Source organism: Pseudoduganella aquatica (assembly GCF_009857595.1).
Classification (GTDB): Bacteria; Pseudomonadota; Gammaproteobacteria; order Burkholderiales; family Burkholderiaceae_D; genus Rugamonas; species Rugamonas aquatica_A.
On record NZ_WWCU01000013.1, the window covers coordinates 55,846 to 69,222 of the forward strand.

At 65.1% G+C, this 13,377-nt stretch carries 11 protein-coding genes; 3 read left to right on the forward strand and 8 right to left on the reverse strand.

Annotated elements, in window-relative coordinates:
* Nucleotides 1-61: 61 nt before the first annotated feature.
* The 8 genes from GTP77_RS13455 to GTP77_RS13490 all read right to left on the reverse strand — a co-directional run bounded on the left by GTP77_RS13455 (nt 62) and on the right by GTP77_RS13490 (nt 10,694).
* Nucleotides 62-2,908, reverse strand: coding sequence for a motility hub landmark protein FimV (locus GTP77_RS13455; RefSeq protein WP_229202183.1), 2,847 nt, complete (start codon nt 2,906-2,908; stop codon nt 62-64).
* Nucleotides 2,909-3,233: 325 nt separating this feature from the next.
* Nucleotides 3,234-4,361 (reverse strand): aspartate-semialdehyde dehydrogenase, encoded by a 1,128-nt coding sequence (gene asd, locus GTP77_RS13460; protein WP_161072670.1) that lies wholly within the window; start codon nt 4,359-4,361, stop codon nt 3,234-3,236.
* 77 nt (nt 4,362-4,438) lie between these two features.
* A complete protein-coding gene (leuB, locus tag GTP77_RS13465) occupies nt 4,439-5,512 on the reverse strand; it encodes a 3-isopropylmalate dehydrogenase (protein ID WP_161072671.1) in 1,074 nt (357 codons plus the stop codon).
* A 9-nt stretch (nt 5,513-5,521) separates the two neighbouring features.
* Nucleotides 5,522-6,169 (reverse strand): 3-isopropylmalate dehydratase small subunit, encoded by a 648-nt coding sequence (gene leuD / locus GTP77_RS13470; RefSeq protein ID WP_161072672.1) that lies wholly within the window; start codon nt 6,167-6,169, stop codon nt 5,522-5,524.
* 48 nt (nt 6,170-6,217) lie between these two features.
* Nucleotides 6,218-6,340, reverse strand: a complete 123-nt coding sequence (locus tag GTP77_RS13475) for an entericidin A/B family lipoprotein (RefSeq protein WP_132138349.1) — start codon at nt 6,338-6,340, stop codon at nt 6,218-6,220.
* Nucleotides 6,341-6,381: 41 nt separating this feature from the next.
* Nucleotides 6,382-7,785, reverse strand: coding sequence for a 3-isopropylmalate dehydratase large subunit (gene leuC / locus GTP77_RS13480; protein WP_161072744.1), 1,404 nt, complete (start codon nt 7,783-7,785; stop codon nt 6,382-6,384).
* 186 nt (nt 7,786-7,971) lie between these two features.
* The gene (locus tag GTP77_RS13485) at nt 7,972-9,861 is read right to left on the reverse strand and encodes a chemotaxis protein CheA (protein ID WP_161072673.1); all 1,890 of its coding nucleotides are present in this window, start codon (nt 9,859-9,861) and stop codon (nt 7,972-7,974) included.
* Complete coding sequence (locus GTP77_RS13490; protein WP_161072674.1) at nt 9,861-10,694, reverse strand: protein phosphatase CheZ; 834 nt, start codon at nt 10,692-10,694, stop codon at nt 9,861-9,863. Before GTP77_RS13490 ends, GTP77_RS13485 begins: the two co-directional genes overlap by 1 nt.
* A gap of 411 nt (nt 10,695-11,105) precedes the next feature.
* On the opposite strand from GTP77_RS13490, the gene GTP77_RS13495 reads away from it, so the two are divergent.
* The 3 genes from GTP77_RS13495 (at nt 11,106) to GTP77_RS13505 (ending at nt 13,271) form a co-directional block, all read left to right on the forward strand.
* Entirely contained in the window at nt 11,106-11,573 is a 468-nt protein-coding gene (locus GTP77_RS13495; protein WP_161072675.1) for a universal stress protein, read from the forward strand.
* A gap of 43 nt (nt 11,574-11,616) precedes the next feature.
* Nucleotides 11,617-12,261: a response regulator gene (locus GTP77_RS13500; RefSeq protein WP_161072676.1), complete on the forward strand. Its 645-nt coding sequence runs from the start codon at nt 11,617-11,619 to the stop codon at nt 12,259-12,261.
* A 137-nt stretch (nt 12,262-12,398) separates the two neighbouring features.
* Nucleotides 12,399-13,271, forward strand: a complete 873-nt coding sequence (locus tag GTP77_RS13505; RefSeq protein ID WP_229202184.1) for a Crp/Fnr family transcriptional regulator — start codon at nt 12,399-12,401, stop codon at nt 13,269-13,271.
* Nucleotides 13,272-13,377 lie beyond the last annotated feature (106 nt).

Here is a 13,377-nt window from a genome sequence, read left to right on the forward strand (position 1 = left end):
GTCTGTAGTGTGCCTCGGCGCATTATACCCGCCGAGGCCAGGGGCGGCTGGCCCGGCGGCCTTAGCCGAGCAAGGCGCGCATGGAGCTGGCGCGGGACACCTGGTCGTCGCTGCCGCCGCGGATCACCTCGTCGAGCAGCTCGCGCGCGCCCTCCTTGTCGCCGATTTCCTGGTAGGCGATCGCCAGGTCCAGCTTGGTGTCCATTTCCATGTGCAGGGCCGACATTTCTTCGTCGCCCAGCGCAGGCGTCTTGGCGGCGGCGCTGCCCAGCAGGTCCAGGTCGATGCCGGACAGGTCGAACTCGGGCGCGGCCGGGGCTGCGGCCGGGACCGGGGCAGCCTCGGCCATGCCGGGGATGTCGAAGTCGTCCATCGACAGTTCGGCGCTGGCCGGCGCCGGTGCCGGCGCTGCCGGCTCGTCCGGCAGCTTGAAGTCCATCATGTCCAGCTCGGCCAGCGGATCGGGCTGCGCGGCGGGCGCGGCGGTGGGCTCGGCTGCCGAGGCTGGCAGGTCCAGGCCGAAGTCCATGCTGAAATCATTGGCCGACAGGGAGGCCGGGGCGGCTTCCTGCGCAGGAGCGGGTTCGGCCTTGGCCGGCGGATCCAGGTCGAAGGCGAAGTCGAACGGCTCGACGGCGGCATCGGCCGCCGGTGCGCTGGCCTCGGCCACGATGACGGGCTCGTCGTCCGCAGGCGCCGGCATTTCAATCGCCGGCGCGGGGGCTGCGGCCACCGGCTCGAAGCTCAGGCCGCCCAGGTCGAAGTCCAGGAAGTGGTCGGCGTCGGCTGCCGCAGCCACCGAGGCCGGGGTGGGCGCCGGCGGCGTGGTGGCGGCCGGCTCGTCGAAGGACGGCAGCGCGGTGGCGTCGCGGTCCAGGTCGAAGTCCATCAGATTGCTGTCGGCTTGGGGCGCAGCGGCGAAGTCGGCTGGAGCCGGGGAGGCGGCCGGCGCGGCGTCCAGGCTCAGATCGAGATCCAGGCCGCTGAAATCGGCGGCCGACGGCGCTTGCGTGGCTTCGGCGGCGGGCGGTTCGGCAAACATGCTGGCGAAGTCATCCATGGCGGCATTATCGGCTGCGGCATACCCTGCCGCAGCGCCTGCGCCGGCGGCTGCAGCGGCGCCGAATCCAGCTGCCGAGCCGGCATTCGCGTACAGCGGATTTTGCGGATCAATCGCCTGGCCCAGCAGCGCTGCCTGCGCCCAGTCCTCGCCCTCGCCCTTGGTCAGCGCGTACAGTTCGCTGGCCTGCATCTCGAAGGAGCGCACGTCCTTGCGGTTGGCGAAGATTTCCATCAGCTTCAGGCGCACCGCGTGGCGTTCCGGATGGGTGCGCAGCGCTTCCTTCAGGATCTCTTCGGCTTGCGCGTCGCGGCCGTAGGCGATGTAGACGTCCGCTTCTGCAACCGGATCGACCTCATTGGTATCGAGCTGGCTGGCCGATGGGGCGAAATTGGAGTTGAAGACGCTGTTGCTGGTGTCCACGCTCTGGCCGCCGGTCTCGGCGATCAGCGGCTGGGCTTGCGCGCCGGGATCGCCCAGCACGCTGATTTCCGGTTTGGGCAGGATAGAGGCGGTCTGCTCCTGCTTGCGGCGGCGCGCCAGCAGGAAACCGGCGCCGCCCAGCAAGGCCGCCAGCGCAATGCCGATGGCCTGGATGTTGTCCATGATGATGTCCATCACGCCGGGCTGGGCGACGGGCGCCACCACCGGCGGTTTGGCTTTCGGCTTGGGGGCGGGCGCCGGAGCCGAGGCGACCGAAGCCGCTGCGGAGGCCGCAGCCGATGCAGCCGGCGCGCTGGCCGCCTGCTGCTTCTCGGCCATGGTCTTGTTCTTCACCGCCATCAGCTTTTCCAGGTCGGCGACGTTCTTTTCCAGTTCCTTCACGCGGGCATTGGCCTCGCCCACCTGCTTTTCGCGGGCAATCTTGTCTTCCTCTCCGGCCACCGCAGTCTTGCCCGCCGCCGCCGTGCCGGCCGCTTTGGACAGCTTGAGCTGGTCTTTCGATTCCGTGACGGCGGTCGGGCGTTCCTCGACCTTGGCGGTGATCTTGCCGGCCGCGCTCTGGCTGCTTTCCGGCGCCTTGGCCGGCGTGCTGGACGACACCTGTCCGGCCAGCTTGCTGCGGTAGGCGTTGAAGTCGGCCGCATGGGCAATCACCACGCCGTGCGCTTCACCCTCGGCGGCGCCGCCCTTGATGGCGTCCGAATCGGGCACCGCCAGGATCTGACCCGATTTCAGGCGGTTCATATTGTTGCCCACGAAGGCTTCCGGGTTGGCGCGGTACAGCGCCACCAGCATCATGTCCAGCGATACGTCGGCCGGTTTCAGGCGCGAGGCGATGCGGCCCAGCGTGTCGCCCGGCTTGACATGGTATTCCTTGGCGTCGTCGCCGGCGGCTGCGCGCGGGGCCGGTGCAGGAGCGGCGCGGGGCGCGGCGGACGCCTGCGGCTGGGCCTGGGCCTGCGCACGCGCTGCCGCAGCCAGGGCGGCCGGCGACGGCGTGGATGCGGCCGGGGCTGCAGCGGGGACGGCGGTGCGCGACGGCACGTCCACCGGCGCGGCGACCTGCGCCGACTGGGTGCTGCGCAGTTCGGCCGGATCGAGCAGGAAAGTGTATTCGCGCACCAGGCGGCCGCCGGTCCAGCTCAGCTCCAGCAGCATGTCCACGAAGGGCTCGTTCACCGGCTGCGTGGAGCTGACGCGGATGAACTGGCGGCCATTGCGCTGGTCCACGTCGAAACGCAGCGACAGCAGGGCCGGATTGAAATCGATATTGGCCAGGCGGAAGGCATCCGCCGGGGCCAGCTTGGCCGACAGGCCGGACGCTTCGTCGGCGCTGACGGCGGTCAGCTCGATTTCCGCGCGCAGCGGCTGGCCCAGCGACGACAGCACAGTGAGCTTGCCCAAGCCGGCTGCGTTGGCTGCCGGGGACAGCAGCACCGCACAGGCGACAGCACTGGCGAGTGTTTTCAACGCGAACGTAACGGTCTTGGGGGGGCGATTTACATGCATAGTGTCGATGGCGTGTGTGATTGAGCGGAAAAGTTGCTTTCCGAGATATACCAACATATCACCATGCAAAGGAGCATGCAAGCTTTGCCGCGCCTTCTGTCACCTCTGTGCTGAATTCAAAGTTTGATGCTTAAAAAAAAGGCCGATTTCCCTATGAAATCGGCCTTTTGAAGGCTGGGGTCAGACCCATTCGGTCTGACCCCTGATTTTGCCTTTGCTCTTATTTGTCGAGCACGATGCGCAGCATGCGGCGCAGCGGTTCGGCCGCGCCCCACAGCAGCTGGTCGCCCACGGTGAACGCGGACAGGTATTCGCCGCCCATGCTCATCTTGCGCACGCGGCCCACCGGGATGGTCAGGCTGCCGGTGACGGCGGCCGGCGACAGGTCGCGCACCGACGCTTCGCGCGTGTTCGGCACGAACTTCACCCACTGGTTGTCGCTGGCGATGATGTCGTTCACTTCGTCCAGCGGCACGTCCTTCTTCAGCTTGATGGTCAGCGCCTGCGAGTGGCAGCGCATGGCGCCGATGCGCACGCACAGGCCGTCCACCGGAATCGCCGCCGTGCCGAAGTCCAGGCCGCGGCCCAGGATCTTGTTGGTCTCGGCGCCGCCCTTCCACTCTTCTTTCGACTGGCCGTTGCCCAGGTCCTTGTCGATCCACGGGATCAGGTTGCCGGCCAGCGGGGCGCCGAACTGCTTGATCTCGTCCGGCGAGTAGCCGTGCTGGGTGGCCAGCACCTGGCGGTCGATTTCCAGGATGGCCGAGGCCGGATTGTCCAGCAGCGGACGCACGGCGGCGTTGATGGTGCCGAACTGGGTCAGCAGTTCGCGCATGTGCTGCGCGCCGCCGCCCGAGGCCGCCTGGTAGGTCATGGAGGTCATCCATTCCACCAGGTCGTGCTTGAACAGGCCGCCCAGGCCCATCAGCATGCAGGACACGGTGCAGTTGCCGCCGACGAAGTTCTTCACGCCCTTGGCCATGGCGTCCTTGATGACGTTCAGGTTGACCGGGTCCAGCACGATGACGGCGTCTTTTTCCATGCGCAGCGTGGAGGCCGCGTCGATCCAGTAGCCGTTCCAGCCTGCGGCGCGCAGTTTCGGGAACACTTCCGAGGTGTAGTCGCCGCCCTGGCAGGAGATGATGATCTCGCAGCGCTTCAGTTCGTCGATATTGGTGGCGTCCTTCAGCACGGTTTCATTCTTCGCCATGGCCGGCGCTTTGCCGCCGGTGTTCGAGGTGGTGAAGAACACCGGCTCGATGTGGGCGAAGTCGCCCTCTTCCTGCATGCGCTGCATCAGGACCGAACCGACCATGCCGCGCCAACCTACCAGACCTACGAGTTTCATTTTGCTATCCCTTGATTGTTTAAACCAGCAGCAGACCCCGGGGTCAGACCCCTAGGGGTCTGACCCCAGCCCTTTGCTTATTGTGCCAGCGCTGCCACGACGGCATCGCCCATTTGTTCCGTGCCGACCTTCGTGGTGCCGGCTTCATAGATGTCCACGGTGCGCAAGCCTTGCGACAACACCTTCTTGACGGCGTTCTCGATGCGGTCCGCCTGCTCGGGGCGGTTCAGCGAGAAGCGCAGCATCATGGCTGCGGACAGGATGGTCGCCAGCGGATTGGCGATGCCCTTGCCTGCGATGTCCGGCGCGGAACCATGCGACGGCTCATACAGGCCCTTGTTGTTGGCGTCCAGCGAGGCCGACGGCAGCATGCCGATCGAACCGGTCAGCATGGCGGCCGCGTCCGACAGGATGTCGCCGAACATATTGCCGGTGACGATGACGTCGAACTTCTTCGGCGCGCGCACCAGCTGCATGGCGGCGTTGTCGACGTACATATGTTCCAGCGTCACGTCCGGGTATTCCTTGTGGACGTCGATGACGACGTCTTTCCAGAACTGGAAGGTCTCCAGCACATTGGCCTTGTCCACGCTGGTCAGGCGCTTGTCGCGCTTCTGCGCTGCCTGGAAGGCCACGTGGGCGATGCGGCGGATTTCGCCTTCGGCGTAGCGCATGGTGTCAAAGCCTTCGCGCTGGCCCTTGAAGGGGCCGTCCGGGCACTCGCGCACGCCGCGCGGCTGGCCGAAGTAGATGTCGCCGGTCAGTTCGCGGATGATGAGGATGTCCAGGCCGGACACCACTTCCGGCTTCAGCGTCGAAGCGCCGGCCAGTTCAGGGTACAGGATGGCCGGGCGCAGGTTGGCGAACAGGCCCAGGGTCTTGCGCAGGCCGAGGATGGCCTGCTCCGGGCGCAGTGCGCGTTCCAGGCCGTCGTACTGGTAGTCGCCGACGGCGCCGAACAGCACCGCGTCGGCCGCCTTGGCCAGCGCCAGCGTGCCTTCCGGCAGCGGGTGGCCGTGCGCGGCGTAGCCGGCGCCGCCCACGGGCGCGGTTTCCAGTTCGAATTTCTCGTCCAGCACATTCAGTACCTTGACTGCCTGCGCCACGATTTCCGGGCCGATGCCGTCGCCCGGGAGGATTGCAATTTTCATGGTGGGTTCTTAAATGACGTTGGCCAGCCAGGGCTGGGTCGCCAGATGACGCTCTTCGAAGGCGCGGATGCTGTCTGCGTGGCGCAGCGTCAGGCCGATATCGTCGAGTCCGTTCATCAGGCAGTATTTGCGGAAGGCGTCGATCTCGAAGGGGTAGGAGACGCTGCCGTTGCTGGTGGAGATACGCTGCTGTTCAAGATCCACCACCAGGCGATAACCGGGGAAGGCCTTGACTTCATTGAACAGATGATCGATCTGTTGCTCGCTCAATACGATGGGCAGCAAGCCGCTTTTGTAGCTATTGTTGAAAAAGATGTCGGCGAAGCTGGGCGCGATGATGGCGCGGAAGCCGTACTGGTCCAGCGCCCACGGCGCGTGCTCGCGCGAAGAGCCGCAGCCGAAGTTCTTGCGCGCCAGCAGGATGGAGGCGCCCTGGTAGCGCGGCTGGTTGAGCACGAAGTCCGGGTTCAGCGGACGCTTGCTGTTGTCCATGCCGGGTTCGCCGTGGTCCAGGTAGCGCCACTCGTCGAACAGGTTGGGGCCGAAGCCGGTGCGGTGGATGGACTTCAGGAATTGCTTCGGGATGATGGCGTCGGTGTCGACATTGGCGCGGTCAAGCGGGGCCACCAGTCCTTCGTAGATCGTAAATTTTTCCATGATGTTTTCTGCGATGTGCAGTCCGGCCCGGGGCCGGGTGCATTGCTGTTATTTCCCGCCGGCGCTCGTCACGACCTGGCCGGCCTTTTGTACGTCCCTGCCGATGCCGGAAATGGTGTTGCAGCCGGTCAGGACGAGGGTGGCAAGGATCAGGGTGGTCAGCGTTTTCATGGTGGGACTCTCGTATTTTAAAAAAAGGTTAAATCAGTGGCTCAGTGGACTTTGCGCACATCGACAAAATGGCCGGCGATACCGGCTGCCGCAGCCATCGCGGGCGACACCAGGTGGGTGCGTCCGCCCTGGCCCTGGCGGCCTTCGAAATTGCGGTTGGAGGTCGACGCGCAGCGCTCGCCCGGTTCCAGGCGGTCGGCGTTCATGGCCAGGCACATGGAGCAGCCAGGCTCGCGCCATTCGAAGCCGGCGTCGCGGAAGATGGTGTCCAGGCCTTCGCGCTCGGCTTGCTCTTTCACCAGGCCGGAACCCGGCACCACCAGCGCCAGCTTGACGTTGGAGGCGCGCTGCTTGCCGCGCACCACGGCGGCGGCGGCGCGCAAGTCCTCGATGCGGGAATTGGTGCAGGAGCCGATGAAGACCTTGTCGATGCGGATGTCCTCGATGGCCGTGTTGGGCTTGAGGTTCATGTACACCAGGGCTTTTTCCATGGCGTCGCGCTTGACGGCGTCTTTTTCCAGGTCCGGGTCCGGCACGCGGCCGTCGATGGAAACGACTTGCTCGGGCGAGGTGCCCCAGGTCACTTGCGGCTTGATCTGCGCGGCGTCCAGCGTGACCACCAGGTCGAATTTCGCGCCGGCGTCCGAATGCAGGGTGCGCCAGTATTCCACCGCGCGGTCCCAGTGCGGGCCGACGGGCGAGAACGGGCGGCCCTTGACGTAGTTGATGGTGGTGTCGTCCACGGCGACCATACCGGCGCGCGCGCCCGCTTCGATCGCCATATTGCAGACCGTCATGCGGCCTTCCATGGACAGGGCGCGGATGGTGGAGCCGCCGAACTCAATCGCGTAGCCGTTGCCGCCGGCGGTGCCGATCTTGCCGATAATGGCCAGCACGATGTCCTTGGAGGTCACGCCGGCCGGCAGCGCGCCGTCGACCTGCACCAGCATGGCCTTGGATTTCTTCTGCAGCAGGGTCTGGGTGGCCAGCACATGCTCCACTTCCGAGGTGCCGATGCCGTGCGCCAGCGCGCCGAAAGCGCCGTGGGTGGAGGTGTGCGAGTCGCCGCAGACCACCGTCATGCCCGGCAGGGTGGCGCCCTGCTCCGGCCCGATCACGTGCACGATGCCCTGGCGCTTGTCGTTCATGTTGAAATAGGTCATGCCGACCGATTTCGTGTTGGCGTCCAGCGTTTCCACCTGCAGGCGCGAGGTGGGGTCGGCGATGCCGTGCGAACGGTCGGTGGTCGGCACGTTGTGGTCGGCCACCGCCAGGTTGGCGGAAATGCGCCACGGCTGGCGGTTGGCGGCGCGCAGGCCGTCGAATGCCTGCGGGCTGGTGACTTCGTGCACCAGGTGGCGGTCGATATACAGGATGGACGTACCGTCTTCTTCGGTGCGCACCACATGGGATTCCCAGAGTTTGTCGTAAAGCGTCTTCATGATTGCTGCTACTGCCCGTGTGAGAATTTCACTTTGATTATGCCATATTTGTGCAATGCAAAACCAAGCCCGTCTGTCCGCCTCGTGAGCCGATGCGGCTTCAGGTTCCGATCCACCTTGTATGACGCCCTTTGAAAAAAAAGCCTGCGGATCTCGCAGGCTTTTGTGTTTTCTTGCTGCCGGCGGGTTTTAAGCCGCCATGCGCACACTACCCCTGCATCCGTCCATCAGGAACGATAGGCCCACCACTAGCACTAGCGCGCCCTCGGCGGAACGCGCGGTGCCGGTAATGCCTTCGACGGAAATCGCAGTCATCGGTTTGATCACCAGGTCGGCCGTGCCATCGACCGCTTCCACGGCCAGGATGTAGGGCTGCGGCGCGTTGACCACGATGCCCACGCGTTCCGACGCGGGCGCGTAGCCCAGCGCGCCGGCCAGCGTGCGTACCGGCAGCGGACGGCCCTGGTCCTTCAGCACCGGCGCGCCGCCCACTTCCATGAACTCTTCCGGCAGTTCGACCACGCGCTGCACCACGGCCATCGGCAGCGCCAGCAGCGCGCCCGAGGTCGAGACCAGCATGGTCGGCACGATGGACAGCTCGATCGGCAGGCGGATGGCGAACTTGGTGCCCTTGCCCAGCGCCGATTCGATGTGGATGGCGCCGCGGTTCTTCTCCACGGCTGTCTTCACCACGTCCATGCCCACGCCGCGGCCGGACACGCTGGAAGCGACTTCCTTGGTCGAAAAGCCCGGCAGGAACACCAGCTGGTACGATTCGTCGTCCGTCATGTTAGCAGATGGCGAGATCAAGCCCTTTTCCGCCGCTTTCTTGCGCAGCGCGATCGGGTCCATGCCCTTGCCGTCGTCCTGCAGAACGATCATGACGCTGTTGGCTTCCTGCCATGCCTTGAGCGAGATATAGGCCTTGGACGGCTTGCCGGCGGCCACGCGCACGTCCGGCGATTCCACGCCGTGGTCCAGCGCGTTGCGCAGCATGTGCACCAGCGGATCGTACAGGCTGTCCACCACCACGCGGTCGACTTCGGTCTCCGCGCCTTCGATGGTCAGCTCGACTTCCTTGCCCAGGTCTTTGGCCAGCTCGCGCACCAGGCGCGGGAATTTCTGGAACAAGCGGCCCACCGGCTGCATGCGGGTGGCCAGCGTGGCGCGCTGCAGCTCGGTCGAGTAGCGCGAGGCGCGTTCCAGCGTCTCGGTCAGCGCCGACATCAGGCTGGCGGCCTGGCCTTCGAATTTGAATTGCTGCAGACGCTCCAGCAGCACGGCGGCCTGGTTGGCGGCCTGCACCGATTCGCCAGCCACTTCCAGCAGCGCGTCGAGCTTGACGGCGTCGATACGGATGCTTTCTTCCTTGGCCGGCGCGGCGTGCACCTTGGCGTCGTCGCGCTCCGGACGGGCGCGGGCCGCAGCCGGGGCGGCGGGCGCGACGTCGGCGGCGGCGATGGCGGCAGCCACGCCTTCGGACACGGCCGGCGCAACAGCGGCCGGCGCGGCGGCGCTGCGCGTGTACGTGCCTTCCGGCACCACGGAGATATACATGCCTTCCCAGTCCAGGCCGTCAGCCGAGGCCGCAGCAGGCGCGGCGGCGGCAACGGCAACCGGCGCGGCCGCTACGGCGGCAACCGGGGCGGCAGCGGCGGGCGCTGGGGCGGGCGCGGCCTTGGCCGGTGCGTTGCCCTTGCCTTCGATGGCGTCCTTCAGGATGGCTTCCAGCTCGCCCGGCATGGCCGGCAGGTCTTCCGGCGCGCCGCCGTTGTTCAGTTCGGTCAACTGGTCGGCCACGAAGCCGGACGCCATCAGCGCCGCCTCGATGGCGATCGGCGTGACCGGCGCGGCGCCGGTGCGCAGCGCGTCGAACAGGTTTTCCGTCAGGTGGCAGGCCGACACCAGGGCGCCCAGGCTCATGAAGCCGGCGCCGCCCTTGATGGTGTGGAAGGCGCGGAACACCGCGTTCAGCGTTTCCTTGTTTTCCGGGTCGCGTTCGAGGCGCAACAGGTTTTCTTCAACATTTACAGCCAGGTCCATCGCCTCGACGACGAACTCCTTGAGCATATCGTCCATTAGAATCCCAGATCGGCAAGCAGGTCATCGACACTGTCCTGGTTCAGCGCCACCGTCGGTGCGGATGGGCCGGACATCAGCGACACCTCTTTCTGCGCAATCTTCTCGCGCACCTCGGTCGGCGCGTTGTCTTTCAACAGCTGCGCCAGTTCCGATTCCACCGTCTTGGTGATGCCGACCACTTTCTTGATCAGCTGGCCGGTGATGTCCTGGAAGTCCTGGGCCATCATGATTTCCAGCAGGCGGGCTTTTTCCGCCTCGGTCGCGGCCGACACCGCCTGCGCGAAGGCGCGCGAGTCGCCGGCCAGGGTCTTGAATTCGTCCAGGCTGAGCTTGCCCGCGAACAGGGCGGCCCAGCGGTCTTCCATGGCCTTGGACTGCTTGGACAGCACGTCCTGGGCCGGCATGCCGTCGTCCAGGGTGTTGAGCACCTTGTTGGCTGCCTGTTCGGTCAGCGTGGCCACGTATTCCAGGCGGTCCTGGGCGTCGCCGATCTGGGCCGACGCTTCCGTCAGCGCCTTGTCGTAGCCCAGTTCGCGCAGCGAATCGTGCAGCAGGCGCACGATGCCGCCCAGGCGTTCAAACATCGGATTGCCGTCGCCATGGTGCTCGCCGGCGGCAGCGTCGGCGGCCGGAGCGGCCGGGGCTGCTGCCGGAGCTGCGGGAGCGGCAGCGGCCGGACGGGAGGCGGAGACTTCGTCGAACAGGCTTTCCAGATCATCCTCGGCGGATGGGGCAGGCGCAGCGGGTGCAGGTGCGGGTGCCGGTTCTGTAGCGCGTTGCGCGGACACTTCATCAAATAGTGCGTCGAAATCATCAGCGGCGTTGGTCATATCCCTGCTTCTCCTAATTTGTCAAAATGCTATGCTGCTCGCCCCGGCGCTTCGCGTGATGACGCCCGGCAATATTCATACCGCTTACGCGAGTGTAGCAGGGCGCTGGCCGGTTGTTCAATCACCGGCGCTGGAAAGGCGCTTGCCCCACCCTGTGGCATGGCGTAAACGGAGTTTTCTGTTGTATTTGGAGATACTAACATCGCCAGGGGCACCTCGGGGTGCCTCAGAGGAACAAATACCGCGATGCGGCAAAAAAATCGTCCAGGACATGGCTGGTATTGGACACGGCGTTTCCGGTGTTTCTTGATAAATATCAAGTCTTTCCATCCTAATAATGGACGAAATCGCGGCTACAATAAAGTATGGCCCCCGATAGCGTAGCGGATTTTCATAGACAAGGAGCTGCATATGTACCGCAAAATCCTGATCACCACCGATGGCTCGGCCGTCTCCAAGATGACCGCCTGCGCCGGCGTATCGTTCGCCCAGCAAATGGGGGCCGAAGTGCTGGCCCTGTTCGTGGCGCCGGAATACCAATACCCCATCTACGTTGAAATCATTCCGCCCAGCTATCCCAGCGAGGAGGAATACCGCGCCGCCATGCAGCGCGCCGGCGCCGAGCATGTGCAGCCCATCCTGGACTCCTGCCGCAAGAAGGGCCTGGAATGCCAGGGCCTGACCGCGTTCGCCGAAAGCACGGCGCTGAAGATCGTCGATGTGGCGGCGCAGCAGGGCTGCGACCTGATCTTCATGGGCTCGCACGGCCGCAGCGGCTGGGGCCAGCTGCTGCTGGGCAGCGTCACCAACAAGGTGCTGTCCCACTCCAGGCTGCCGGTGCTGGTGCACCGCCTGCTGAAAGAACCCCTGCCGGACTGAGCGTTGCCCGCCGCCCCTCCCCTGTCACACTACTTAGCAATCCATGATCAAAATAGTCATTGCCGACGACCACACCATTATGCGCGAGGGCCTCAAGCGCATCCTCGACGGCGCGCCCGACATCGATATCGTCGGCGAAGCCATCGACGGTTTTGAAGTACTGAACCACATCCGCCAGGGCGGCTTCGACTTGCTGCTGCTGGACCTGTCCATGCCGGGGCGCAGCGGCATCGAGCTGATACGCCAGATCCGCAGCGAGGCGCCCAAGCTGGCCATCCTGATACTCACCATGCACGAGGAGGAGCAATACGCGGTGCGCGCCATCCGCGCCGGCGCGCAGGGCTATCTGACCAAGGAAAGCGCCGGCACCCAGCTGCTGGGCGCCATCCGGCGCGTGGCCGCCGGCCGGCCCTATATCAGCACCGAAGTGGCCGAGCAGCTGGCGCTCAACATCATGCTGCCCAATGAGAGCCTGCTGCACAAACAGCTGTCGGACCGCGAGTTCGAGGTGTTTTCGCTACTGGTGGCCGGCAAATCCATCACTGAAATCGCCAATGGCTTGCATCTTAGTGTAAAGACGGTCAGCACCCACAAGACCCGCATCATGCAGAAGATGGGCATGAACTCGCTCTCTGAAATGGTGCAGTACGCCGTGGCGCACCGCCTGCTCTCCCCCTTCAAGACATAGGACTACTCCTACAAACGGGCGCTTACTCCTACGCCCACAATCAGCCTCGGCTGATATCTATGGCAAGACCATGTTGGCATACTGAAATCACACGATGGAAGTTGCCAGAAGGTCATAACTGCTACAAGGAGAAAAGCATGCAGTCTACGCACATCAACGAATTCCGCCCCGGCGCGCCGGCGGCGCCACTGTCCGGCCTGGAGGCCGGGCGCCAGCGCCAGGGCCGGCTGTGGTCGAACCTGACGGAAGTCTGCGAACTGCTGCATATCCCTCCCGTCAACATCGCCCACTCGGAGGAGCTGCTGTTCCAGCACGTGCAGTTCAAGACCGGCCAGCGCATCCACACCATAGGCCAGCCCTTCGACATGCTGTACATCGTCAACTCCGGCTTCCTGAAAACCGTGCTGATCGACGAATTCGGCAACGAGCAGGTGCTCAGCTTCCCGATGAAGGGCGACATGATGGGCGTGGACGGCATCCACACCCGCCACTACTCGTCGGAAGCGGTGGCGCTGTCCGACTGCGACCTGATCCTGCTGCCCTTCCGCAAGCTGGCCGCGCTGGGCCGCGTGCATATCGAGCTGGAAAACATGATGTACGGCGTGATGAGCCGCGAACTGGTGCGCGAGCAAGCCATGATAGGCATGCTGGGCGCGCTCAGCGCGGAGGCCCGCGTGGCACGCTTCCTGGTGGCGCTGTCGGACCGCTTTGCGCAAATGGGCTATTCCAGCAAGCTGTTCAACCTGCGCATGACGCGCCACGAAATCGGCAGCTACCTGGGGCTGACGCTGGAAACGGTCAGCCGCACGCTGTCCGCCTTCAATGAAGTGGGCCTGATCAGCGTGGACCAGCGCACCATCGGCATCAAGGATCCGGAAGCGCTGAAAAACCTGCGCCGCCTGCCGCCTTCGCGCGCGCGCGGACGCCAGCCCGCCGCCCGCGCCAAGGCGGCCGCCGCCGCATCGGCAGCGGCTCCCGGCGCCCAGCCGCTGTACGCCGCCGCCGTCTGATTTTCTTCAGGGTTCACCCCAGTTTGGCCCGCGCACCGCGGGCCTTTTTTTATGGCCGCGCTCCCCGCAAATTGTTCTTGCAAATAAAGCAGGCTTGAACAATAAT